This is a genomic window from Rhodoplanes sp. (assembly GCF_013377085.1).
Taxonomy (GTDB): Bacteria; Pseudomonadota; Alphaproteobacteria; order Rhizobiales; family Xanthobacteraceae; genus Rhodoplanes.
The window spans coordinates 1-23,906 of the sequence record NZ_JACAAX010000017.1; the positions used below are offsets into that span (position 1 = coordinate 1).

19 protein-coding genes and 1 pseudogene are annotated in these 23,906 nt (G+C 68.6%); 13 read left to right on the top strand and 7 right to left on the bottom strand.

Annotated elements, in window-relative coordinates:
- Positions 1–411 (bottom strand): annotated as a pseudogene (locus HXX10_RS13565) (hypothetical protein); the annotation flags it as partial.
- 320 nt (positions 412–731) lie between these two features.
- On the opposite strand from HXX10_RS13565, the gene HXX10_RS13570 reads away from it, so the two are divergent.
- Complete coding sequence (locus HXX10_RS13570; RefSeq protein ID WP_296522888.1) at positions 732–1,988, top strand: cyclopropane-fatty-acyl-phospholipid synthase family protein; 1,257 nt, start codon at positions 732–734, stop codon at positions 1,986–1,988.
- Positions 1,989–2,084: 96 nt separating this feature from the next.
- Here HXX10_RS13570 and HXX10_RS13575 read toward each other — a convergent pair whose 3' ends face one another.
- Entirely contained in the window at positions 2,085–2,240 is a 156-nt protein-coding gene (locus tag HXX10_RS13575; protein WP_296522890.1) for a hypothetical protein, read from the bottom strand.
- 214 nt (positions 2,241–2,454) lie between these two features.
- On the opposite strand from HXX10_RS13575, the gene HXX10_RS13580 reads away from it, so the two are divergent.
- From HXX10_RS13580 to HXX10_RS13605, 6 genes are all read left to right on the top strand, one after another.
- Entirely contained in the window at positions 2,455–3,033 is a 579-nt protein-coding gene (locus tag HXX10_RS13580) for a cytochrome c oxidase subunit 3 (protein ID WP_296522892.1), read from the top strand.
- 40 nt (positions 3,034–3,073) lie between these two features.
- Entirely contained in the window at positions 3,074–3,307 is a 234-nt protein-coding gene (locus HXX10_RS13585; protein ID WP_296522895.1) for a cytochrome C oxidase subunit IV family protein, read from the top strand.
- 114 nt (positions 3,308–3,421) lie between these two features.
- Positions 3,422–3,874, top strand: coding sequence for a cytochrome c (locus tag HXX10_RS13590; protein ID WP_296522897.1), 453 nt, complete (start codon positions 3,422–3,424; stop codon positions 3,872–3,874).
- Between the two features lie 43 nt (positions 3,875–3,917).
- A complete protein-coding gene (locus tag HXX10_RS13595) occupies positions 3,918–5,264 on the top strand; it encodes a cbb3-type cytochrome c oxidase subunit I (protein ID WP_296522899.1) in 1,347 nt (448 codons plus the stop codon).
- A 65-nt stretch (positions 5,265–5,329) separates the two neighbouring features.
- Positions 5,330–6,151 (top strand): CbbQ/NirQ/NorQ/GpvN family protein, encoded by an 822-nt coding sequence (locus tag HXX10_RS13600; RefSeq protein ID WP_296522900.1) that lies wholly within the window; start codon positions 5,330–5,332, stop codon positions 6,149–6,151.
- 123 nt (positions 6,152–6,274) lie between these two features.
- Positions 6,275–8,188: a nitric oxide reductase activation protein NorD gene (locus HXX10_RS13605; protein WP_296522901.1), complete on the top strand. Its 1,914-nt coding sequence runs from the start codon at positions 6,275–6,277 to the stop codon at positions 8,186–8,188.
- Between the two features lie 109 nt (positions 8,189–8,297).
- Here the strand turns inward: HXX10_RS13605 and HXX10_RS13610 are convergent, their stop codons facing one another.
- A complete protein-coding gene (locus HXX10_RS13610) occupies positions 8,298–8,912 on the bottom strand; it encodes a hypothetical protein (protein ID WP_296522903.1) in 615 nt (204 codons plus the stop codon).
- Between the two features lie 211 nt (positions 8,913–9,123).
- Here HXX10_RS13610 and HXX10_RS13615 point away from each other — a divergent pair, with 211 nt between their 5' ends.
- The 5 genes from HXX10_RS13615 to HXX10_RS13635 all read left to right on the top strand — a co-directional run bounded on the left by HXX10_RS13615 (position 9,124) and on the right by HXX10_RS13635 (position 17,485).
- Positions 9,124–9,342, top strand: a complete 219-nt coding sequence (locus HXX10_RS13615; RefSeq protein WP_296522905.1) for a hypothetical protein — start codon at positions 9,124–9,126, stop codon at positions 9,340–9,342.
- 97 nt (positions 9,343–9,439) lie between these two features.
- Positions 9,440–10,339, top strand: a complete 900-nt coding sequence (locus tag HXX10_RS13620; RefSeq protein WP_296522907.1) for an ROK family protein — start codon at positions 9,440–9,442, stop codon at positions 10,337–10,339.
- A gap of 579 nt (positions 10,340–10,918) precedes the next feature.
- On the top strand, positions 10,919–12,628 hold the full coding sequence (locus HXX10_RS13625) for a methyl-accepting chemotaxis protein (RefSeq protein ID WP_296522909.1): 1,710 nt from the start codon (positions 10,919–10,921) through the stop codon (positions 12,626–12,628).
- A 608-nt stretch (positions 12,629–13,236) separates the two neighbouring features.
- A complete protein-coding gene (locus HXX10_RS13630) occupies positions 13,237–14,928 on the top strand; it encodes a methyl-accepting chemotaxis protein (RefSeq protein ID WP_296522910.1) in 1,692 nt (563 codons plus the stop codon).
- A 364-nt stretch (positions 14,929–15,292) separates the two neighbouring features.
- Entirely contained in the window at positions 15,293–17,485 is a 2,193-nt protein-coding gene (locus tag HXX10_RS13635; RefSeq protein ID WP_296522912.1) for a methyl-accepting chemotaxis protein, read from the top strand.
- A 199-nt stretch (positions 17,486–17,684) separates the two neighbouring features.
- Here HXX10_RS13635 and HXX10_RS13640 read toward each other — a convergent pair whose 3' ends face one another.
- Positions 17,685–18,530 carry an NHL repeat-containing protein gene (locus HXX10_RS13640; protein WP_296522914.1) on the bottom strand — a complete coding sequence of 282 codons (846 nt, stop codon included), beginning with the start codon at positions 18,528–18,530 and terminating at the stop codon, positions 17,685–17,687.
- Entirely contained in the window at positions 18,527–18,955 is a 429-nt protein-coding gene (locus HXX10_RS13645; RefSeq protein WP_296522916.1) for a carboxymuconolactone decarboxylase family protein, read from the bottom strand. Before HXX10_RS13645 ends, HXX10_RS13640 begins: the two co-directional genes overlap by 4 nt.
- Before the next feature lie 269 nt (positions 18,956–19,224).
- On the opposite strand from HXX10_RS13645, the gene HXX10_RS13650 reads away from it, so the two are divergent.
- Entirely contained in the window at positions 19,225–20,145 is a 921-nt protein-coding gene (locus HXX10_RS13650) for a LysR family transcriptional regulator (protein ID WP_296522917.1), read from the top strand.
- A gap of 26 nt (positions 20,146–20,171) precedes the next feature.
- Here HXX10_RS13650 and HXX10_RS13655 read toward each other — a convergent pair whose 3' ends face one another.
- Positions 20,172–20,957 (bottom strand): DUF6209 family protein, encoded by a 786-nt coding sequence (locus tag HXX10_RS13655; RefSeq protein ID WP_296522919.1) that lies wholly within the window; start codon positions 20,955–20,957, stop codon positions 20,172–20,174.
- Positions 20,958–21,046: 89 nt separating this feature from the next.
- On the bottom strand, positions 21,047–23,824 hold the full coding sequence (locus HXX10_RS13660; RefSeq protein ID WP_296522921.1) for a TIM-barrel domain-containing protein: 2,778 nt from the start codon (positions 23,822–23,824) through the stop codon (positions 21,047–21,049).
- Positions 23,825–23,906: the final 82 nt, after the last annotated feature.

Sequence of the window (23,906 nt, forward strand, 5' to 3'; positions counted from 1 at the left end):
CGGCTGGGCTGCCGTCTGGGCCGGCCGACCCTCTGCCGGAGCCCTGCCCTCTGCCGGAGTCCTGGCCTCCGCCGGACGGCCTTCCTCGGCCTGGCCCGGGATGGGACGCTGGCGACCGCGCGGCTCGGCCGGGGCCGTGCCACCGGCCCCCGACAGATAGCCGGCGAGCGCACCCGCATTGTTCGGGCTGGTGGTGTAGTGGTCGCGCAGGAAGCGGGCGACCGACGACGGGTCGCGGCCGCGGCTCAACCCGGACGGCGAGCGGTGGCAGGCCGAGCAGTCGGACGAGAACATCTGGGCCGCGCTCTTGCCCGCCGTGAGATCGGTCTGCGCGGCCGCGTCGGTCGCGCCGAGCCCGCAGGCCAGCCCGCCAAGCGCCAGGCCACCCGCCAGCGCAAATGCTCTCACCACGACTGCCATCCCCAAAAACCTCTCGTCTCGTCCGTCCATCAGCGTGCCGGCGGGTTGCCGGACGGCGCCGCCGCACCTCTGTCGACACCCCGACGGCACGGCCGCCCCTACGTAGCTCCGGCGCACTTGCGAGGCAAATTCTGGCTTCACGAAGGCTTTGCTACCACCGGTGTGTTGCCGGGACCAACCCGTTTGGACTAGCGTTTTGAACCGCGAGACACGGGCCCGAGGGAGGTATCCCTCGGCGGGACCGCGGTGATCCGCCCGTCTGGGCCAAGCGAGCCGCGGCCGTGCCTCCTGGTACGGCACGAGGTTCGCCGATGGACCGTCTCCTACGCCTGACATTCGCCAAGCTGATTCGCCGGGGCTCGCTCCGGGTCACCACCGCGTCCGGACAGGTGTTCCGGTTCGGGGACGGCGGCGCCCCCGCCGTGGCCGTGCGGTTCACCCGGACAACCACGCAGTGGGCCGTGCTGCTCGACCCCGAGCTGCGCCTGGGCGAAGCCTTCATGAACGGCACATTCGTGATCGAGGACGGCTCGATCGCCGACTTCCTGCGGCTGGTCGGGGAGGCCGCCGCCGTCTCGTGTCCCCTGCCCTGGGTGCAACCGCTGGTGCTGCTGCGCTTCCTGCTGCGCAAGCTCGCCCAATGGAACCGGCGGACCACGTCGCGCCGCAACGTCGCCCATCACTACGATCTCGACAGTCGGCTCTACGCCCTGTTTCTCGATTCCGACCGTCAGTATTCCTGTGCCTATTTCGAGGCGCCCGACGCTTCGCTCGACGACGCCCAGCTCGCCAAGAAGCGCCATATCGCGGCGAAGCTCCGCCTCGCCCCGGGCCAACGGGTGCTCGACATCGGCTCCGGCTGGGGCGGGCTCGGCCTGTATCTCGCAGAGCTCTGCGGCGCCATGGTCACGGGCCTGACGCTGTCGACCGAGCAGCTCGCGGTCGCGCAGGCGCGCGCCCGCGACAAGGACCTGGCCGACACCGTCCGGTTCCGCCTGCAGGACTATCGCGACGTCGCCGAAACCTTCGACCGGATCGTCTCGGTCGGCATGTTCGAGCATGTCGGGGTGAAGTTCTACGACGCCTTCTTCCGCGCCTGCGCCGGCGCGCTCGGCCCGGACGGCGTGATGCTGCTGCACGCGATCGGCCGCTCGGAGGGGCCGGCCTACACGAATCCCTGGATCGCCAAGTACATCTTTCCGGGCGGCTACATCCCGGCCCTCTCCGAGGTGCTGCCGGCGATCGAGCGGGCTGGCCTGCTGGTGACCGACATCGAGATCCTCCGCCTGCATTATGCCGAGACCCTGAAGGCGTGGCGCGAGCGCTTCCTCGCCCACCGCGACGACGCCATGCGGCTCTACGACGGCCGCTTCGTGCGCATGTGGGAGTTTTACCTCGCCGCCTCCGAGATGGCGTTCCGCGAGCAGAACATGATGGTGTTCCAGATCCAGCTCACCAAGCGGCAGGGTGTGGTGCCGATAACGCGCGACTACATGGCCCGCGAGGAGCAGCGCCTGCGACTCGCCGAGCGCGGCGCCCGGACGCCGCTGCGGCTCGCCGGGGAGTGAGCTCCGCCGGACCGGTATCGCAAAAGCGCCAATCGGCTCGAATCCAGCCGGCGCGGACGGGGTGATCGCCCGATGCCCCGCCCGCTCCCGCCGACCTCACTGCGAAAAGAACAGCACGGCGGCGATGACGACCGACGCCACAACGGCCACGATCGCGCCGGTCGTCCGGACCGCGCCCATGCGGCGCAGCGCCACCGCGAACACCACGACGATCGGCGTCGCGACCAGAAGGCCGACTTGGGCGTCGTTCATGGCGGGATACTCCGATACCGATCGCTCCGCTAACGGTGGATCCGCGATCGCCGCGACGACTCCTAGCACGCGCCGCCCCGGCCCGTGATTGCCGGCCCGCAAACTACGACGCGATGACGTCCGTGCTCGAGATCGCATCCGTGTTTGTGATCCCGCAACGATCCTGTCCGGCCACCGGGATCACCTCGCTGCACCTCGACGAACGAGAGCGTGCATGACGGTCGAACGCGACATCGAGACCGACGCGGCCGGCTGGGGTGTCCTCGACACACTGCCCGGCCATCCGATGATGTGGGTGCTGATCCTGAGCGAGCTCGTGGTGTTCGGTGCCCTGCTGGTCATTGTCGCGGTCGTCCGCCTCGTCCACCCCGACGACGTCGCGACCGTCCAGGCCCTGCTCGATCCCCGCCCTGCCTTCGCCAACACGCTGGTGCTGATCACGAGCGGCTGGCTCGCCGCCCGCGCAATCGCGGCCGCACGCGTGGGCGCCCGTGCGTCGGCGCGACGCCTCCTCGTCGGCGCGATGGCGCTCGGCGTCGCCTTCGCGGCGATCAAGCTCTTCGAGTACGCGACCGAACTCGCGGCGGGTCTCGATCCCGAGACGAGCGTGTTCGCCACTCTCTACGTGCTGATCACGGGCTTCCACCTCCTGCACGTCGTCCTCGGGATCGTCATCCTCGGCGTCGTCGCGCCCCGCGCGACGGTCGACGCGATCGAAACCGGGACGGCGTTCTGGCATATGGTGGACCTCGTGTGGCTGCTGATCTTCCCGATCGTCTATCTGGTGCGCTGAGGTGACTCTTCCCGACCGACGGCGGTCCGATACCGCATTCGTGATTCTCCTCGCCCTGACGACGGCGGGCATCGTCGTGACGGTCGTCCCGCCGCCGCCGATCGCCGCGAACAGCCTGGTGATCGGCGCCGCAGTCCTGAAAGGCTGCACCGTCGTGTTGGATTTTCTCGGACTGAGAAAGACGCCACCGCCGTGGCGCGGACTCGTCTGCGGCTGGGTCGTCCTGATCGCGGCGATCGCCTGGGGCGGCGCCGCCGCGATGCTGTTGCGCTGAGGTCGCACCGCCCGCTCAGCTGCATTGCTTGCGTTTCGGCAAAGAACGGTCGGCCGCCTTTGTTAGCGTCGCGGCCGCTCGCTTACTCCGCATGTCAGGTCGAAAGGACCCGCGATGGCTGAACGCCTCACCAAGTCGGCGGCCCGAAACGTCTTCTACGGCGGCTCGGCCTTCTTCTTCGCGATCTTCATCGGGCTCACCGCCCACAGTCACTGGTACATGGTGAACCGCTCGACCGACCAGGCGACGCTCAGCGCGGGCGTCGCGCGCGGAAAGCGGTTGTGGGAGAAGCACTCCTGCATCAACTGCCACACGCTGCTCGGCGAAGGCGCCTATTTCGCACCGGAGCTCGGCAATGTCTGGGACCGTTGGGGCGGCCGAGAGGACCCCGCCGCCGCCCGCGAGCTGATCAAGGCGTGGATGCAGTCGCAGCCGTCCGGCACGCCGGGGCGCCGGCAGATGCCGCAATTCGATCTTTCCGACCAGGAGCTGAACGACCTCGCCGACTTCCTGGAATGGACGAGCCGCATCAAGACCCAGAACTGGCCGCCCAACAAGGCCGGCTGACGCTGCGCCTCGCCGCCGAGCCCACTCGAACCCAGGTCCTGCCATGACTTACCAAAGCCAACGTATCGCGCTTCTCTACTTCTACGGCGCGCTGACTCTGTTCCTCGCCCAGGTCGTCTTCGGAGTGCTGGCTGCCACCGTCTATGTGCTGCCCAACACGCTGTCGGTGCTGCTGCCGTTCAACATCATCCGGATGATCCACACCAACGCGCTGGTGGTGTGGTCGCTGATGGGGTTCATGGGAGCGACGTATTTCCTGCTTCCCGAGGAGACCGAGACGGAGCTCTACAGCACGCTGATCGCCAAGATTCAGTTCTGGCTGTTCTTCGCCGCCGCCGGCATCGCCGTGGTCGGCTATCTGTTCCACTACCACGAGGGCCGCGAGTTCCTGGAGCAGCCGTTCGCCATCAAGGTCGGTATCGTCGTGGTGTGCCTGATGTTCCTGTTCAACGTCACCATGACGGCGCTGAAGGGACGCAAGACCGTCGTCACCAACATCCTGCTGTTCGGCCTGTGGGGTGTCGCGATCTTCTTCCTGTTCTCCTTCTATAATCCGGCCAACCTCGCGCTCGACAAGTTGTACTGGTGGTACATCGTGCATCTGTGGGTCGAGGGCGTGTGGGAGCTGATCATGGCCTCGGTGCTGGCCTACCTGATGATCAAGCTCAACGGCATCGACCGCGAGGTGGTCGAGAAGTGGCTCTACGTCATCATCGGCCTCGCGCTGTTCTCCGGCATTCTCGGCACCGGCCACCACTACTACTGGATCGGTGCGCCCGGATACTGGCAGTGGATCGGCTCGCTGTTCTCGACCCTCGAGGTGGCGCCGTTCTTCGCCATGATGGTCTTCACCGTGCAGATGACCTGGAAGGCCGGCCGCAAGCACCCCAACCGCGCCGCCCTGCTGTGGTCGGTCGGTTGCTCCGCCATGGCCTTCTTCGGCGCCGGCGTATGGGGTTTCCTGCACACGCTGTCGGTCGTCAACTACTACACCCACGGGACCCAGGTCACGGCGGCACACGGCCACCTCGCCTTCTTCGGCGCCTACGTGATGCTGAACCTCTCGGTGATGGCCTATGCGTTCCCGCAGCTCCGGGGCCGCGCTCCCTACAACCAGTGGCTCAGCATCGCGAGCTTCTGGATCATGTGCGGCGCCATGTCTGTCATGACTTTCGCGCTCACTTTCGCGGGCGTCCTGCAGGTCCATCTGCAACGGGTGCTCGGCCAGGGGTTCATGGACGTCCAGGATCAGATCGCGCCGTTCTACTGGGTCCGGCTCGGGGCGGGCGTGGCCGTGCTGATCGCCGCGCTGATGTTCGTGTGGGCCGTGCTGGTGCCCGGACGCGAGAGGTCGGCGCCTGTGTCGGGTGCCATGCAACCGGCCGAGTAGGTCGACGGGCGGCCGCGGCTTGTCCTCCGCGGCCGCCGCTTTTCCGCTCCCCCGGAGAGACGACGATGAAGCCCTTCGCCAATGCGACCGAATCGGCCGGCGCCGCCGCGACCGCCGTTCCCCACTACACGGCGACCGGAAACGAGTGTGCGCTGTTCGAGCACGCGTGGCGACGTCGTCTGCCGCTGCTGCTCAAAGGACCGACCGGCTGCGGCAAGACGCGCTTCGTCGCCCACATGGCGGCGCGGCTCGGCCTTCCGCTCCACACCGTCGCCTGCCACGACGACCTGTCGGCCGCCGACCTCACCGGGCGCCACCTGCTGAAAGGCGGCGACACTGTATGGTGCGACGGCCCGCTGACCCGAGCCGTGCGCGAGGGCGGCATCTGCTATCTCGACGAGATCGTCGAGGCCCGCAAGGACGTGGCCGTCGTGCTGCATCCGCTCACCGACGATCGTCGCATCCTGCCGCTCGAGCGCACCGGCGAGGAACTCTCGGCGCCTCCCGGCTTCATGCTCGTCGTCTCCTACAATCCCGGTTACCAGAGCCTGCTGAAGGCGCTCAAGCCGTCGACCCGCCAGCGCTTCGTCGCGATCGAGTTCGACTTCCTCCCGGCCGACCAGGAGGCCGCCGTGGTAACGGCCGAGAGTGGCCTGCCGATCGAGCGCGTCCGCCCGCTGGTCGCGCTGGCGGCGCGCCTGCGTGCCCTCAAGGGCCACGATCTCGAAGAGGGCGTCTCGACCCGCCTCGTCGTCTATTGCGCGAACCTGATCGCGGCCGGGCTCACGATGCGCGAGGCGGTGCTGGCCGCCATGATCGAGCCGCTGACCGACGAGCCGGACGTCCGCGCAGCCTTGATCGAGGTGGCCAAGGCCGTGGTCGGGTGAAAGTCCCGTGTTCCGGCCGCGGCCGCGAGGCCGCGCGCCCGGACCCCACCCCCTCGCCTGCGCACACGGATTCCCGGATCGCCGATGCGCGCCGCCCCGGAACGACGAGGACAGGACGACCACATGCTCGATTTCCTGGAACTGGAAGAGACGGTCGGCCGCGCCTGGCACCGGTTGGTCGGCGGCGTCGCGACCTATCCGAGCTTCCCGGAGCACGCGGTGACGCTCGACGAGATGCGGTCCCCGCTCGCCGTGATGTTTCGCGGTTTCGGCGGAGAGCCGGGTGTCCAGCTCGCCGGTGCGGGCGCGCGGAAGTTCGGCCATCGTCTCGGCTGGCGGCAGCGTATCGGGCTCGGCGAGGAGCGGCTCGACCATCCGGGCCGCGACACCGCGACCCTGTTCCTGCCCGACCGCATCGCCCTGTTCGCCGACCCGGATCTGAACCGGGCGCACTATCGCTGGCTCGCCGCGTGGTTCGCCGTGGTGCCGCTCGACACCATCGAGGAGCCCGATCTCCTGCGCCGCGACATCCTGCTGCTCCGGCGGGTGCGCAGCACCGTGGGCGCGGTGCTCCGCGACTTTCCCGGCTTGGCCGAACCCTATCACGCGCTCTGCACGGCGATGGCGGCGGCGCGTCCGCTACGGCCGTTGCCGTCGGCCGAGCGCACCATGGAGGACGTGGTCCTGGCCCTGCTCGCCGCGGCGGAACCACCGCGCGGCCGTCTGTGGGACTCCGTCGTCGACGACGGCCCGCTGCCGGCGCACGGGCCGGTCGCCTATCAGCCCGTCCTGCCATGTCCTTTGTGGGGCGACGCCTGGACTCGCACGCCCGGCGCCTCACACGCCGAGGCCGACGAGCCCGCCGGCTCGGCGGCCGCCTCGGCCGTGGAGACCCGCAAGCGCTTCGCGGTCCGCGAGGAGGACGACGAACGCCGACAGCGCGACCCGTTCGCCCTCAACCGCTTCGAGAAGATCCTGGCGATGGCCGAGATGGTGAACGTCGCCCGGCCGACCGACGACAGCGAGGACGAGGACGCCCAGAAGGCCGCGGACGAGCTCGAGGAGATGAAGGTCGGGCAGCGGAACGGCAGCCCGGCCACGAAGCTGAAGTTCGATCTCGACCTGCCGCCGGGCGCCGTCGACGGCACGCGGATCACGGCCGACCTCACCTATCCGGAATGGGACTATCGTCGGAGCATCTATTGGCCGGACCATTGCCGCGTGCTGGCGGCGCCGGCCGCGGAGGAAGGTGAGAGCTGGGAGCCGGACGCCGTCGCCCGCAAGCACGTCAACCGCGTGCGGCGGCAGTTCGAGGCGCTGCGGCCGCGCCACGAGACGCTGCGCGCCCAGCAGGACGGCTCCGACCTGGATCTCGATTCGCTGGTGCGGTCGCGCTGCGACCTTCGGTCCGGCGGCGCCGGCTCGGACCGCGTTCATATCGCCGTGCGGCCGCAGGGACACGATCTCGCCGTGACTCTTCTGGTCGACGTGTCGCTGTCGACCGACGCTTGGGTCGACGGCCGCCGCGTGCTCGACGTCGAGAAGGAGGCGCTGCTGGTGCTGGCGCACGGCCTCTCGGCCTGCGGCGACCGCCACTGCATCCTCACTTTCACGTCGCGCCGCCGCTCCTGGGTTCGGATCGAGACCGTCAAGGCGTTCGGCGAGCCGATGTCGATGACGATCGAGCGGCGCATCGGCGCGCTACGTCCCGGCTACTACACGCGTATCGGTGCCGCCGTCCGCCATGCCACGGCAACGCTCGCCGACGAGCCGAGTCGCAAGAAGCTGCTGCTGGTGCTCACCGACGGCAAGCCTAACGACGTCGACCATTACGAGGGTCGTTTCGCCGTCGAGGACACGCGGATCGCCGTGCGCGAGGCGCGCCGGGTCGGCATCACAGTGTTCGGCGTGACCATCGACGCGACGGCGCAGTCCTATTTCCCGACCCTGTTCGGCCGTGGCGGTTACGCCATCGTCGGCGACGCCGCCCGGCTGCCGGCGGCCCTGCCGGCGATCTACCGCCAGTTGGTGAGGTGACGGGAGACGTCCGACAGTCCAGGACGCGTCACCCCCGAGAGCACAGCCGCGACCGCCGCCGCGTCATCCCGCTCCGACGGGAGTGGGATGACGAATCAACGGCGAGCCCCTATCCGCCGGCCTTCCAGCGCGCCACCGGCCACACGTCGGGCAGCTCGCCGTGGTCGTGCGTCCAGGGATCGACGGTCCACTCCGCCTTGGTGCGGATCTCGCTGATCACGGCCGTATAGTGCGGGCCGCCGCCGGTGAGCAGACGCGAGATCGGCTCGCCGACGTTGTGGTGCTTCATCAGGCCGAGCTGATCCAGCACCATCAGCAGCGAGATGGTGTTGACGGTCGCGTCGATGCAGTCGAACTGGGTGCGGTCGTTGGCGTGGCCGAGGCCGCCGGCGCGCGCCTTGGCCTTCGCCGTGCCGGTGAGCGGCGCCACCCGCTTCTCGTACCAGACCTCGGCGCGCGCAATGGCGGCCCGCTCGGCCGCCGGAGAGGCGTGGCCAGCCGCCATCAGGGATGCCAGATGGGCGCGATCGCCCGGCCCCAGCCCGATCTCGGTGCGGAACGCGCAGCCGAAGCCGTGGCAGAAGATGACCCGGGTCGGCGCCGGAGTCGGCAGCGAAATCCGGTCGAGGAACGCCATGGCCGCGGGATCGACACCGCCCGCCGCGGCCGGAATCGTGGCCACGCCCAGCAGAATCCCCCCGACCAGCACCACGACCGCGCGCATGCCCGTCCCCCCGTCGCGCCCCGAACGCCCGCGCCATGATACGGAACCCCGGGCGCCGCTCAAGCTTAACCCGGCATCGGCCGGCCCGATCGACGCACTGCGTTGCCGGGCCGCATCACCCGGTCGGAGGGATCTTGATCTCGCTCAACCGGTCGGACCATGGATCTGATTGGCTTCGCCCTTGTCGGGTCCATCAGCGATGGAGCGTCGCATGTACAGGGTCTACAGCGCGCCGGCCGGCGCAGACGACATCTCGCCCCTGGAGAGGGACCGGCTTCTCCACAAGGACGTCGCCGACATGGACGAGGCGATCGGCTGGGCTGCCCATATGAGCCGCACCGGCCATTCCGTCCTGCTGATCGAAGGCGACGACGGGACGACTCTCGGGGTCGGCGAGATCGCCAGCGCCTTGCGGCAGCGCGCGAGCTGAGCACACCGCCGGCGCTTGCCCTGCGGGTGGTTGCGCCGGAGGCGCCGGGATGGCATCGCTGCCGGCGGGAGCGATCCCACGGCAGCGGCGGTGAAGCATGCGCATCGGCATCGATCTCGGCGGCACCAAGATCGAGGGCATCGCGCTCGGTGACGACGGCGAGGACCTGTGGCGACGGCGCGTCGCGACGCCGGCCGGCGACTATGACGGCACGCTCGCGGCGATTCGGGATCTGGTCGCCGCGGCCGAGCAGTCGTTCGGCCGCGGCAGCGTCGGCATCGCGACACCCGGGGCCATATCGCCGGCGACCGGGCTGTTGAAAAACTCCAACAGCGTGGTGCTCAACGGCCGGCCGCTCGACCGCGACCTCGCCGAAACGCTCGGACGCGCCGTGCGGCTCGAAAACGACGCCAACTGCTTCGCCGTGTCGGAGGCCGCCGACGGCGCCGCCGCCGGCGCCCGCGTGGTGTTCGGCGTCATCCTCGGCACCGGAGTCGGCGGCGGCCTGGTGGTGGACGGCCGCGTCGTCTCGGGCCGCAACCGCATCGCCGGCGAATGGGGCCATGCGCCCCTGCCCTGGCCGCGCGACGACGAGCGACCAGGCCCGGCCTGCTATTGCGGCCGGCGCGGCTGCATCGAGACCTTTCTGTCCGGACCCGGCTTCGCCCGCGATTTTCACGCGATGACGCGACGCGAGGCGACGCCTGACGCGATCGTCGCCGCCGCGGCGACCGGCGACGAGGCGGCGCGGAGATGCCTCGACGCCTACATGGACCGGCTGGCGCGCGGCCTCGCCATGGTGGTCGACGTGCTCGATCCGGACGCCGTCGTGCTGGGCGGCGGCCTGTCCAACATCGACGCGCTGTACGCGGTGCTGCCGGCGCTGGTCGAGCGCCATGCCTTCACGGACCGTCTCGACACCGCGATCGTGAAGAACCGCCACGGCGATTCGAGCGGCGTGCGCGGCGCCGCCTGGCTGTGGCCGGTCGAGCCCTGACATTTTCGACGCGGTCGCATTTTCGACAGTGAGCAGGTTCCGGCTTCGCCGGAAAGCACTCTCGCCGCGCCGCCGGCGAACTGTCCCGGCGAGCCGCCGAGAGCGCCGTGAGAGGCGGCCGCCCTGTGGACTTCGGTTCGCAAATCGAAATTACCGCCGCAGCGCCGAAAATAAATTCAGCGTCGTGACTGGCGGATTCAGATCAACCGAGCCACCGTCGGCCCAGAAGCCTCCGTTATCACGACCTTCCTACGAAGCAGCGACCGCGCGAATAGTATAAAAGTATTGAAAAATGCGGCGTAACGAGCTGGTTTCGCAGTATTCGTATTTGCTCGAAGAAAACAAATTTTAATCGATTTGTTCCAAACAAGAAGAGTGCAGTCCCTCCATCGATTCGGCCAGATCGGCCGAAACGGACGGCACCGTGCCCTGCGTGCCCTGCTTCCACCGGCCCAGTCGCCCCCGGGGGCAGTCCAACATCCCTCACCTGTTCCGGCATCCGCAACGAAGGGGTGTCGCCGAGTCTTGTCGCCCGCCGCGCGAAGGGGGCGAAGCTTATCGTTCTGCTGGAGAACCTCGATGTCGATTCTGTCCCGCATCCGCATCCTGCCGAAGATCCTCGCCGTCATCGCCCTGCTCGGCGTCGCCGCCGTCGCCATCAGCGTCATCGCGCTCGAGGCGATGTCGTCGCTGAGCGAGGTCAACCATCAGGCCGAGGCCGCCGGCGCCAAGAATACGCTGTCGTCGCAGCTCAACATCAACCTGCTGGCGATGAACCGCGGAGAATTCCGGATGGCGGCGCGGCCGCGAGCCGACGTGATCAAGGACGCGCGCGAGCGCATCGCACGGGAGATCAAGCAATTCGACGACCGCTTCGCGCAGCTCAAGGCGATCGCCTCGGACGCCGAGGACCGTCGTTACATCGCCGAGATGGAGCCGCTCTATGCCGCCTACCGCAAGGAGCTCGATTCCACCAACACGGTCATCGACAAGCTGTCCAATCCGCCGACCGCGGCCGAGATGGAGAAGCTCAACGACGAGGCCGCTGCCAGCCGGGAAGCCCAGGAAAAGGCCCGCACCCGCACCCGCGATTACAATACGATCGTCGCCAACCAGGTGAAGGAGCTCGCCGCGCTGGCCGCGACGACCGCCAGCCGCGGCTCGACCCTCATCATCATGGTGGCCGCCGGCGGCATTCTCGGCGCATTGGCGCTCGGCTTCTTCATCGGCCAGTTCGGCATCGCCCGGCCGATCGCCGCCTCGGTGCGGAGCCTGCAGGCGCTCGCCAAGGACGACTTCAAGATCGACATCACCGGCATGGACCGCGGCGACGAGGTCGGCGACATCGCCAAGGCGGCCGTGGTGTTCAAGCAGAACGGGATCGAGAAGATCAAGCTGCAGCAGGAGCAGCAGGAGATCGACCGGCGCGCCGTCGCACAGCGCAAGGCGGAGATGACCAAGATCGCCGACGGCTTCGAGGCCGCGGTGGGCGAGATCATCGAGACGGTGTCGTCGGCCTCGACCGAGCTCGAGGCTGCGGCCGGGACCCTCACCACGACGGCGGAGAACACCCAGCGGCTCTCCACCCGCGTGGCCGCCGCCTCCGAGCAGGCCTCGACCAATGTGCAGAGCGTCGCCTCCGCGACCCAGGAGATGACCTCCTCGGTGCACGAGATTTCGCGCCAGGTGCAGGAGTCGAGCCGCATCGCCAACGAGGCCGTCAAGCAGGCCGAGAAGACCGACGGCCGCATCAACGAGCTGTCGCAGGCCGCGAGCCGCATCGGCGACGTGGTCAAGCTGATCACGGCGATCGCCGAGCAGACCAACCTGCTGGCGCTCAACGCCACCATCGAGGCGGCGCGGGCCGGCGAGGCCGGGCGGGGCTTTGCCGTGGTGGCGAGCGAGGTCAAGGCGCTGGCCGGCCAGACCGGCAAGGCGACCGGCGACATCGCGGCCCAGATCGCCGGCATGCAGGCCGCGACCCAGGACTCGGTCACGGCCATCAAGGAGATCGGCGGCACCATCGGCCGCATCGCCGAGATCACCGCGACCATCGCGGCCGCCGTCGAGGAGCAGGGCGCGGCGACCAGCGAGATCGCCCGCAATGTCCAGCAGGCCTCGACCGGCACCACCGAGGTCGCGAGCAACATCACCGAGGTCGACCGCGGCGCCGCCGAGACCGGCTCGGCCTCCTCGCAGGTGCTGTCCTCGGCCCAGTCCCTGTCGAGCGAGAGCAACCGCCTCAAGCTCGAGGTCGGCAAGTTCCTCACCACCATCCGGGCCGCGTGACGACCATATCGCGTCACGCGACCTGATCACCAGAGCGGCATCCAGTCCGCCGACGTCACGACACTCCCGGCCCGGGCCAGAAAAGCCCGGGCCTTTTTCGTGTGTCGCGAGATGAGGAAGCCGGCCGTCCGGGATGGGGCAACAACCTTGCCGGGCCGTCCGGTCTGCAGAGCGAAACCGGCATCCCCGTCCCCGCGGAAACACCGAGCGCCGAGGATTCGACCACCCGTCACAAGGGCCGCGCAGGGCTTTCCCGATGCTGGCTGCGATGACCTTCTTAGGAAATGCGCCATATCCCGGCTAATACGAAAGTATTGAAAACTGCTCATCTGCAGCCCAACCTTCTGAATTCCCGTATGTGTTCAAAGAAAACAAATTTTAATTCATGTCCTTCACAAATCGAGAGAGCGATCTTGCTGTCGACCTCGCCGTGCCGGTCGACGCGGACGCCACCATGCCCCACGTGCCCTGCTTCCATCGGGCCTGTCGTTCCGGAAGCAGCTCGATCATCCCGTCCCTGTTCCGGCGTCCGCGACGAGACGGCACCGCCGCGCCTCGTCGCCTGGAGCCCGAAGCTACGTAGCCTACCGCCCTGCTGGAGAACCCCGATGTCGCTGCTGTCTCGTATCCCCATTCTTCCGAAGATCCTCGCGGTCGTCGTCCTGCTCGCGGCGATCGCCGGGTTCGGAGCATGGTATGCCGGCTCTCAGATGCATTCGATCGACGCCGGATACTCCCACTTCCTCGACAGCGAAGCGGCGGCGCGGACGGCAACGGCACGCCTGAACCGGGGCATCTATCAATACGAGATGTATCTCTACAGAGTGATCGCCGAGACCGACGACACCGAGATGGCCAAGCTGCCGCCGCAACTCGAGAAGTCTCTCGCCTTCACGCTCGAGCAGGCCGCGACGGCCAAGGCCAAGATGCCCGCCGTCGCCGCCCGCATCACCGAGATCGAGCAGACCCTCCGCGCCGTCGGCACGGCCGGCAAGCCGGTGATGGAGCTCGGGCTCGCAAACAAGAACGCCGAAGCCACCGAGCTGCTGCGCCGCACCGTCGACCCGCTGATCACCAAGACCGTGAGCATGTCGACCGAGGTCGCCGCCGAGATCGAGAGAGCCATCACCAACGGTTCAAAAGGGCTGACGGAGGCGAGCGAGAGCTCGATCACGGCGACCTACACGATCATCGGGGCTGGCGTCGGCATCGCGCTGGCTGTCGCCTTCGCGATCGCCCAGTTCGGCATTTCACGTCCGCTCCGATTGCTGACGGACGGCATGCGGCAGTTGGCGGAGGGCAACTTCGACGTGGTGCTGGCCGGTGTCGGCCGCAAGGACGAGATCGGCCAGATCGCCGATGCGGTCGAGGCGTTCAAGATCAAGGCCGCCGAGAAGGCGCGCGAGGAGGCGGCCGCGCAGCAAGAGGCGGAGCATCGTGCCGCCGAGCAGCGCAAGCGTGACATGCGCACGCTCGCCGACACGTTCGAGGGCGCCGTCGGCGAGATCATCGAGACGGTGTCGTCCGCCTCCACCGAGCTCGAGGCCGCCGCCGGCACCCTCACCCGCACGGCGGAGACGACGCAGACCCTCGCCACCCGGGTCGCCGCCGCCTCCGAGACCGCCTCGACCAACGTGCAGAGCGTCGCCTCGGCCACCACCGAGATGGCCTCGTCGGTGCACGAGATCTCCCGCCAGGTGCAGGAGTCGAGCCGCATCGCCAACGAGGCCGTCAAGCAGGCCGAGAAGACCGACGGTCGGATCACCGAGCTGTCGCAGGCGGCCAGCCGCATCGGCGACGTCGTCAAGCTGATCACCGCCATCGCCGAGCAGACCAACCTGCTGGCCCTGAATGCGACCATCGAGGCGGCGCGCGCCGGCGAGGCCGGCAAGGGCTTCGCCGTGGTCGCCCAGGAGGTCAAGGCACTGGCCGCCCAGACCGGCAAGGCGACCGGCGACATCTCGGCGCAAATCGCCGGCATGCAGGCGGCGACCCAGGACTCGGTGTCGGCCATCAAGGAGATCGGCGGCACCATCGGCAAGATCGCCGAGATCGCCGCGACCATCGCGGCCGCCGTCGAGGAGCAGGGCGCGGCAACCGGCGAGATCGCCCGCAACGTCCAGCAGGCCTCGACCGGCACGACCGAGGTCGCGAACAACATCACCGAGGTCGACCGCGGCGCCGCCGAGACCGGCTCGGCCTCCTCGCAGGTGCTGTCCTCGGCCCAGTCCCTGTCGAGCGAGAGCAACCGGCTGAAGCTCGAGGTGGGCAAGTTTCTCACCACCATCCGGGCCGCGTGACGACGATATCGCGTCACGCGAGCTGATCACGAGAGCGGGACACTGTTCCCGCCGATGCAGCCCCCCCCTGCAGCCCGGGCCAGAACAGCCCGGGCTTTTTTCGGATCAGTCGTCTACCGAGCTTCCGAGCCAAAGACTGAACCAGTCACGATCAATACAAAGATACTACGTATTCGAACCGATCATTGGACTCGTCCATCGGGCGGGGCATATACGCATACTTATAAGTTCATCGATAATCTCTCTTTCATCATTCGGCCGGCGTATTCCAGCGGCACACTCGACCCTCGCGCTTTCTGACAGGCGACCTGACCATCGAGCCTTCGCTGATTCGGCCAACACTGTTCGATCCAGAGGTCGCATCATGAAGTTGCCTTCCATCATCGCAAAATCCATCCAGGCGAAGATCGCGGCCTTGGCCGGGCTCTGTCTCGTCGGCACCGCCGGCGCCCTGGTCGGCTACGGCGTCCTGTCGTCGAGCTGGAACAACCAGTTCGTCGACACGACCGTGACCGAGCTGTTGGAGCGCAACGGCCGCGAGTCGCTCAGCGCTCTGTCGGCGCGCGAGGCGCGGGCCATTCAACGCGAATTCACGGTTGCGCTCGTCGCGGCCCGCACCATGGCAGACAGCTTCGGCGTGCTGGCCGGCAAGGCCGGCGAGGCGACGCCCACCGAGATCCGTCGCGATCAGCTCAACCGCATCCTGCTCGACGTGCTCAACAAGAATCCGCAGCTCAACGGCACCTACTCGGCCTGGGAGCCGAACGCGGTCGACAACCGCGACAGCGAGTTCCGCAATCGCAAGGACGCCGGCTCGGACGGCACCGGCCGGTTCCTGCCCTACTGGACCCGCGGACAGGACGGCAAGGTCGCGCTGCAGCCGTTGGTCGAATACGACAGCCGCGACCTCCATCCGAACGGCGTGATGAAGGGCGGCTGGTACATCAGCCTGCAGGAAGGCGCCAAGGAGAGCGTGCTCGGCCCGCTGCCCTACATCGTGCAGGGCAAGAGCGTCTACCTCGCCACCTTGTCGGTGCCGGTGATGATCGACGGCAAGTTCCGCGGCCTCGCCGGAACCGACTTCAACCTCGACTTCGTCCAGAAGCTCGCGACCGATCTCAGCCGAAGCGTCTTCGCCGGCAAGAGCGAGGTGGTCATCCTCAGCGACAAGGGCCTGATCGCCGCCCACAGCGGCCGCGCCGACCTGATCGGCCAGCCGATGTCCGCCTTCAACCAGGGCTGGAAGGCCGATCTCGAGCACATCTCGAAGGGCGAGCCGTCGGTCGAGACCGATCCGCAGACCAAGCTGATGCGCGCCTTCTCGCCGATCCCGTTCGGACGCACCGGCATGTCGTGGTCCGTGCTGATCCAGGTGCCGCAGGACGTGGTGCTGGCCGAGGCGCACGCCCTGTCCGCCAATCTGAGCGCCCGCGGCAACGCGACGACCCTGTGGCAGATCGTCGTCGGCCTCCTGGTCGCGATGGCGGCCATCGCGTTGATGTGGGTCGTCGCCCGCACCATCTCGCGGCCGATCCAGCAGAGCGTCCGCTTCGCCGAGGGCATCGCGGCCGGCAATTTCGACCAGACGCTCGACGTCCAGCAGACCGACGAGGTCGGCACGCTCGCCGAGACCCTGCGCAAGATGATGCGGGATCTCCGGCAGATGATCGCCCAGCGCGCCGAGGACCAGGCGAAGGCCGAGACGCAGCGCAAGGCCGACATGCGCAACCTCGCCGACGGCTTCGAAGCCGCGGTCGGCGAGATCGTCGAGACGGTGTCGTCGGCCTCGGGCGAGCTCGAGCGCGCCGCCGGCACCCTCACCCGCACGGCCGAGACGACCCAGCGGCTGTCCACCAAGGTGGCCTCCGCCTCCGAAAACGCCTCGAGCAACGTGCAGAGCGTCGCCTCGGCCACCAACGAGATGGCATCCTCGGTGCACGAGATCGCGCGCCAGGTGCAGGAGTCGAGCCGGATCGCCAACGAGGCGGTCAAGCAGGCCGAGAAGACCGACGGCCGCATCACCGAGCTGTCGCAGGCGGCGAGCCGGATCGGCGACGTCGTCAAGCTGATCACGGCGATCGCCGAGCAGACCAACCTCCTGGCGCTCAACGCGACCATCGAGGCGGCCCGCGCCGGCGAGGCCGGCCGCGGCTTCGCCGTGGTGGCGAACGAGGTCAAGGCGCTCGCTGCCCAGACCGGAAAGGCGACCGGCGAGATCGGCGCCCAGATCGCCGGCATGCAGCAGGCGACCCAGGACTCGGTGACGGCCATCAAGGAGATCGGCGGCACCATCGGCCGCATCGCCGAGATCTCGTCCTCGATCGCGGCCGCGATCGAGGAGCAGGGCGCGGCGACCGCCGAGATCGCCCGCAATGTCGCGCAGGCCTCGGCCGGCACCACCGAGGTCGCCACCAACATCACCGAGGTCGACCGCGGCGCCACCGAGACCGGCTCGGCCTCCTCGCAGGTGCTGTCCTCGGCCCAGTCCCTGTCGAGCGAGAGCAACCGCCTCAAGCTCGAGGTCGGCAAGTTCCTGAACACCATCCGGGCCGCCTAGCGGCGGGCCGCGGACGGGCGGGCGGCGCAAGCCGGCTCGCCACCAGCAAGGCGGATCACGGGACGGACCGGCCCCACCACCGACGCGATCCCCTCGACGCCCGGGCCCATGGCCCGGGCGTTTTCTTGCATGATGGCAGCAACAACGGTCGCGGACGCCGGCCGTCGGCCATCCCACTCCAGCTCCGGGGGTGGCCCGATCAGCGCGTCGGGCGCAACTGCGCCGGGCGAGAATCCGGCGGCGCTATCCGGCGGACTGTGCCGTCGCCCCACGCCCCGACATAAAGGGCGTCGTCCGGACCGAGGGCGAGTCCGACCGGACTCGGGATGCCGGCCGCCAGCACGACCGACCCGCCCCCCGGCAGCACCTCGCGCACCGCGTCGCCGGCGTAGTCGACCGCGAACAACCGGCCCGCCCGATCGACCACGATGCCAGCCGCGGGCCGGGCGAAGTCGCCGGCAAGATCGTGGCGATGTCCGTCGGGGGCGAGCCGCACGATGCCGCCACCATAGTTCGCAAGGACGAAGCCGCCGTCGGCGGTCGCCACCACGCCGGCGGGCGTCGGCACGCCGCGCGCCAGCACGGTCCGGGCCCCATCCGCCGCGACCGCGACGATCTCGCCGCTGCTGCGGTTGGCGATCACCAGACGGCCGCGGCCGTCGAACACGATCCCGACCGGGGTATTTAGCCCGCTCACCACTGTGTGCCGTCCGGAGGCGTCGATGCGCACGACCTCGTCGTCGCCGTACAGGGCGACGTGCAGCCGCCCGTCCGAATCGAAGGCGAGGCCGGCCGGGCTGCGCAGCGTCGCGACGACGCTGCGGTCTCCACTCGGAGCGATGCGCTCGACGGTGCCGCCGCCCCAATTCGCCACATAGAGACTGCCGTCGGGCCCAAACGCCATGCCGACCGGCGATCGGAAGCCGCGATGGAGCACCTCGCCCGAGGGCGGAGCGGGCGGCTCGCCCACGCCCGGCCGGCCGCCCGCCAGCGACAGCACGGCGGCGGCACACACGCCGATCAGCAATCGTCGGGACGGGCTCATGACGACCTCCGTGGTGCGGCATCGGCATGGCCCTCCTCCGCATCACGCTCGGCAAACACCTTCTCGGCCGCGAACAGCGCGTTCAGGGCCGCCGGAAATCCCGCATAGACGGCCATCTGCATCAGGATCTCGACCAGCTCGGTGCGGGTGCAGCCGACATTGAGCGCCGCGTGCAGATGCACCTCGAGCTGCGGCCGCGCGTGGCCGAGGGTGGCGAGCGATGCCACCGTGGCGATCTCGCGCGATTTCAGGTCGAGGCCCGGGCGGTCGTAGATGTCGCCGAACGGAAACTCGACCAGCAGGCGGCCGAAATCGGGCGCGATGCCGGCGAGCGCATCGAGCACCCGCTGGCCGGCGCTGCCGTCGATGGCCGCGAGGTTCTTCAGGCCGCGCTCGAAACGGGTGTCGGGTCCGGCGGCATCCATGGTGTCTCTCCTGCTGACAGAGTCCGTCATTCCGGGGCGCGAACCGTAGGTTCGCGAGCCCGGAATCCATAATCCCGGTGCTGATTGCTCTCGCACCACAGGGCGTATGGGTCCCGGGCTCGGCCCGGAGCCTGTCATCGGGCCGGCCGAAGGCCGGACCCGTTGGGGCCGCCCCGGGACGACCGGCGAATTGTAAAACCGCTCCGTGTACGGGGAGACACATAGCCGACCCGGTTACATCCGCCCAATTCATATTGTATAAAAGCCTCATGCAGCAGATTCATCTGCGGGCCGTCGACCTCAATCTGCTGGTGGTGCTCGACGCCGTCGCGGCGGAGCGCAGCGTCACCCGCGCGGCCGAGCGGTTGCACCTCACCCAGCCGGCCGTCAGCCACGCGCTCGGCCGCCTGCGCGCCTTGTTCGACGATCCGCTGTTCGTGCGCACCCCCGGCGGACTCGAGCCGACCGCGCGGGCGCTGCGGCTCGCCGAGCGGGTCGCTGCCGTGCTGGCCGAGATCGGCGACGTGCTGGCGCCGGGCGACGGTTTCGACCCGGCGACGTCGCGGCGTCGATTCACGGTCGGCATGTCGGACTATGCCGCCTTCGTGATCCTGCCGCGGCTTTCGGCGCGGCTGCGCGCCACGGCGCCCGGCGTCGAGATGGTGGTGCGCCACACCAGCCACGCGCAGGGCTTCGCCCTGCTGGAGGACGGCGGCGCCGAGCTGATCGTCGGCAGCTTTCCGAAAGCCCCGGCGCGGATCATCCGCGAAAAGCTTTTCGACGAGCGCTTCTTGTGCGCGGCTCGGAGCGGCCATCCGGCTTTCGCGCAAAAGCTGACGCTGCGCCGCTATGCCGGGCTCGACCACCTGCAGGTGTCGCTGTCGGGCGAGCCGTCCGGCATGGTCGACGCGGCGCTGCGCCGGCACGGCACGAGCCGCAAGGTCGTGCTCACGGTCGGTCACTTTCTGGTGGCGCCGGAGATCCTCGCTGCGACCGACCTGATCGCGACCGAGCCGGCCCGCCTGCTGGCGCCGGCCGCCGCGCGGCTCGGCCTCGCCACGGCGGCGACGCCGCTCCCGCTGCCGGGATTCGAGGTTGTGCAGGCCTGGCCGCGGCGGCTGGGGACAGACGCCGGCCTCGCCTGGCTTCGCCACGAGGTGGCGACGGCCGCCGTCCCCCCCGATGCCTGATCAGCGACGGTAGGACGCCTTGGCCGTCAGCTCCACGCCTTGGCGGCAGCGGCCAGCTCGGGCGGCGGCGGCGGCACCGTCTCCACCGGTGGCGGCGGCGCCGGGTAGTAACGGCCCTCGTTGTCGTCCTTGTAGCGGACGCCGGCGCGCCAATAGTACAGCTTGAACAGCACGTGGGCGCCGGCCGGCAACGGCACGCCGGTGAGCGCCCAGACCGGCCAGTCACCGTCGGCCTCGTCGGTCCGGGCGAGATCGAGCTCGGTCTTCTCGAACTCCGCCTCGGTGACGGGCCGCAGCCGCGCCGTCACGTGATCGATGTCCTTCGCCGCGGCGACCCGCACCCAGAACTCCGCCCCGCCCTCCCGCTCCGTCACGTCGGCGCCGAGCACCCGGAACTCGGCCTCGGTGAAGCCGAACCAAAAATTCCGGCCTTGGTCGTTGTCGTATTCGAGGCCGCGGCGGCTCGCATAGGTGAACCAGATTTCCAGCCGGTCGGCGTCGTCCGGAATCGTCACCTGCGTGGTCAGCATGCTGCCGTTGCCGGTGCGGTCGATGTCCGGCGTCGTCAACATTCCGAGCCTGGACTGAAGCGTGCGATCGAGCGGCGCCTCGCCGGAGCGGAACACCAGATGGGCGACCACCGGCCGGCCGGGATCGCCGAACACGTAGTCGTCCTCGGGACGGACGATGCGGATCGGATCGTAGCGCAGCGTCAACACCGCGCCGGGCCGGAGATCGCCGCGCACCAGCTCGTGAAAATCGTGCGTGAAGGTGATGCGCGGCGGCTCGCGTCGTTTCGCCGATGTTGCCATGGTCCGTTCCTCTCGTGACGCGATGTCGTAGCTCGATGTCGTGACGTGATGTCGTGGCTCGTTGTCGAAGGGCTTGGCTCGGCCGGCGATCAGCCGACCGCGACGACGACGTCGGGGCGTGTGTCCATCACCTTGACGACGGTCGTCTGCAGGCGACCGTCGTAATAATACGCGTCTCCGGCGGTGCCATCGAGTCCGGCGGCGGAGCCGGCATTCGGCACCGCGCCGCCTGCGACCGTCACGGCGGCCGGCGGCCCGCTGTCGAGGAAGCGTAGCATGACGAACGGCTCGGGCGGCGCATAGGCGTCGGTGAGCCGCTGCAGCCGCGCTTCGCGGCCCGCGCCGGCCCGCCGCTGGGTGATCCGGGTGGTGCGGAAGGCGCCGTTCTTCTCGGCCTTCGTGCTGATCCCGTCATCCTGGTACATGAGATAGGCGGAGTCGGGCCCCGGATAGAGATCGATGGCGAGCGGGTTTTGCGCGAGCTCGCCGACATGTTGCTCGACCTTCGAGCGCATCGGCAGGATGGCGCCGGCCCGGATGTAGATCGGCACCAGATCGAGCCCGGCCCGGTAGTCGGGAATCGTGGTGCCGCCGCCGACCGGCGGGTCGAGCGGGGCTGCGCCGTCCATGAAGGCGTACCAGTCGCTGCCGGCCGGCAGGTAGATCGATCGCGTCGCCACCGGCGGCGAGCCTTGCCCGCCGAACAGGATCGGCGCCACCAGAAAATCGCGGCCGACGAAGAACTGATCGTCGAGATGATCGTAGACGTTCGGGTCGGAGGCGTCGTTGAGGAACAGCGCGCGGGCCGGCGGCATGCCGGTCTGGGTCCATTCGTAGAGCGCGTCGTACCAGATCTGGAGCATGCGGTAGCGCAGCTCGACATATTTTCGGCAGTTGGTCGGCACCGGCTCGCCGTAGCGATACGGCTCCTGGAACTGCTTGTTGTAGCCGTCGTAATGATTGCGGTACCAGGGCAGGAAGGCGCCGACATGCATCCAGCGCGTCAGCAGCTCATAATATGTGATGTTGCCCAAGACCTCGCCGCGATTGTAGACGACCTGGCCGACGCTGGCGGAGCCGGCCGCGAAGCCGCCGATGTCGCAGCCCGACAGCGGCACGCCGGAGAGGCCGAGATTGAGCACCTCCGGCACGTTGATGCGCAAGAAGTCCCAGCTCGACGCGGAGTCGCCGGTCCACACTGCGGCGTAACGCTGGATGCCGGCATAGCCGCCGCGCGCGACGATGAAGTTGCGGGTGTCGGGCCGCAGCTTCGCCAAGCCTTCCCAGGTGCCCATGGCGATGAACAGCGCGTAGGCGTTGTGGGTGACGCCGTTGGGGACATAGGTGACGCCGTCGTTCATCATCAGATCGAGCGGAAAGGTGCGGTTGACGAACTTGTCGGCGTTGAGGGCCGGACACATCATGTCCTGCCAGATCATGTCCATGCCGAGATCGTGGACGAGGTGCTGGTACTGGTGGCCCCACACCGCGCGCACGTCGGCGCGCCCGAGATCCGGATAGTTGCCGTCGGCGGTCAGCGGAATGCCGTCCGGCGTGGTCGGCAGTCCCGGATAGGGAAACGGGTTGAAGAAGTTGCGATTGTATCCGTAGTTGACGCCGCCGCCGAACAGATTGGAGCTCGGCCCCTCGCCCGCCCGCGTGTCGTAGATGAGCCCGCCCATGTCCAGGAATGCCTTGCGCTGCACATAGGTCGAGTCGTTGCCGGTCTCGTCCTTGCTGTTGCTGGTCAGCAGCGGCGTGACGTTGGTCGAGCATTTGAAGCCGCGCGCATGCAGGGTCTGGAACATCTGCGCGGCGTTCGGGAACTTCAGCTCGCTGTGCGTGAATGTGCGGTAGTTGTCCTGGAAGTCGACGTCGATGTGCAAACCGTCGCAGGGAATGCGGGCGGTCCGGTAGGCATCGGCCACCGCCTCGAGCCGGTCGCGGTCGTAATAGCCATAGGCACCCTGGTGCAGGCCGAGCACGTATTTGGGCGGCATCGGGGCGCGGCCCGTGAGAGTCGTGTATTGCGCCAACACGTCGCCGGCGCCGTCGCCGAGCATGAAATAGGTGTCGAGCTCGCCGAACAGCGCGCCGAAATAGAACTTGCCGTCCATGTTCGAGTAGTCGTTCGAGCCCATGTTGAAATAGGACTGCGAGACGTTGTCGAGGAACAGCCCGTATGCGTAGGGCGCGCCGGCGAAGTCGCCGGCCGGATGCGGGCTGACCTCCATCATGAACGGGATCGAGATGTAGAGCGGGCCGCTCGGGTTGAGCGGGTTGGCGTCCTTGGGGGCCGGCGCGCTGTTGTAGATGTAGTTGTCGTAGTTGAACTGCGTCATCGTGAACTGGTTCTTCAGCACCTGCGAGCCGGGCTTCTCGCCGAAGCCGGAATAGCGGGCGTCCGGCGCCCGGGCCTTGAAGTTGGCGATGACGCGCTGGCCCGGGATGTAGACGAGATTGTAGCTCGGCTCGTCGGCCGAGATGAGCTGGGCGCCGCGGAACACGCGCAGCCGGTAGGGCTGGAAGCCGATCTCGATGCGCATGCGCCCGGTGTCGAGCAGGAGACGCTGGGCGCTGTTCTCGACCACGGTCAGGTGGACGGTGCCGAGCGCGCGCTGGACCACGGCGGGCGAGCCGACCGCGCCATAGGTCGCGCCGACGGCCGGATTGAAGCGGAGGCGAAAGCAGGTCGGCGACAGCACCGAGAGCTGCAGCGTGCGGGCGCCGCCCTCCAGCACCAGCGTGAACACGTCACCGCTCTGGCCGGGCTGCCCGGCCTGAACGGCCTTCTCGATGCGGCCGACCGGGGTCCAGTCCCCATGGTTCGGCGTAAAGCCGTTGGTCGGCTGGAACTGGATGTCCATGGAGTCCTCTTCCCCTGCAGAGACCGGACCGGTCCGAGCCGCCGCGTGGCCGCGGTGGCGTCTCAGGCGCATCAATGCGGAT

Bases quoted from the DNA above. Each gene is read 5' to 3' on its own strand.
- HXX10_RS13645 (WP_296522916.1), bottom strand. From the start codon at position 18,955: ATGGATGCCGCCGGACCCGACACCCGTTTCGAGCGCGGCCTGAAGAAC.
- HXX10_RS13625 (WP_296522909.1), top strand. From the start codon at position 10,919: ATGTCGATTCTGTCCCGCATCCGCATCCTGCCGAAGATCCTCGCCGTC.
- HXX10_RS13620 (WP_296522907.1), top strand. From the start codon at position 9,440: ATGCGCATCGGCATCGATCTCGGCGGCACCAAGATCGAGGGCATCGCG.
- HXX10_RS13570 (WP_296522888.1), top strand. From the start codon at position 732: ATGGACCGTCTCCTACGCCTGACATTCGCCAAGCTGATTCGCCGGGGC.
- HXX10_RS13575 (WP_296522890.1), bottom strand. From the start codon at position 2,240: ATGAACGACGCCCAAGTCGGCCTTCTGGTCGCGACGCCGATCGTCGTG.
- HXX10_RS13610 (WP_296522903.1), bottom strand. From the start codon at position 8,912: ATGCGCGCGGTCGTGGTGCTGGTCGGGGGGATTCTGCTGGGCGTGGCC.
- HXX10_RS13595 (WP_296522899.1), top strand. From the start codon at position 3,918: ATGACTTACCAAAGCCAACGTATCGCGCTTCTCTACTTCTACGGCGCG.
- HXX10_RS13640 (WP_296522914.1), bottom strand. From the start codon at position 18,530: ATGAGCCCGTCCCGACGATTGCTGATCGGCGTGTGTGCCGCCGCCGTG.
- HXX10_RS13615 (WP_296522905.1), top strand. From the start codon at position 9,124: ATGTACAGGGTCTACAGCGCGCCGGCCGGCGCAGACGACATCTCGCCC.
- HXX10_RS13605 (WP_296522901.1), top strand. From the start codon at position 6,275: ATGCTCGATTTCCTGGAACTGGAAGAGACGGTCGGCCGCGCCTGGCAC.
- HXX10_RS13655 (WP_296522919.1), bottom strand. From the start codon at position 20,957: ATGGCAACATCGGCGAAACGACGCGAGCCGCCGCGCATCACCTTCACG.
- HXX10_RS13650 (WP_296522917.1), top strand. From the start codon at position 19,225: ATGCAGCAGATTCATCTGCGGGCCGTCGACCTCAATCTGCTGGTGGTG.
- HXX10_RS13635 (WP_296522912.1), top strand. From the start codon at position 15,293: ATGAAGTTGCCTTCCATCATCGCAAAATCCATCCAGGCGAAGATCGCG.
- HXX10_RS13630 (WP_296522910.1), top strand. From the start codon at position 13,237: ATGTCGCTGCTGTCTCGTATCCCCATTCTTCCGAAGATCCTCGCGGTC.
- HXX10_RS13600 (WP_296522900.1), top strand. From the start codon at position 5,330: ATGAAGCCCTTCGCCAATGCGACCGAATCGGCCGGCGCCGCCGCGACC.
- HXX10_RS13660 (WP_296522921.1), bottom strand. From the start codon at position 23,824: ATGGACATCCAGTTCCAGCCGACCAACGGCTTTACGCCGAACCATGGG.
- HXX10_RS13590 (WP_296522897.1), top strand. From the start codon at position 3,422: ATGGCTGAACGCCTCACCAAGTCGGCGGCCCGAAACGTCTTCTACGGC.
- HXX10_RS13580 (WP_296522892.1), top strand. From the start codon at position 2,455: ATGACGGTCGAACGCGACATCGAGACCGACGCGGCCGGCTGGGGTGTC.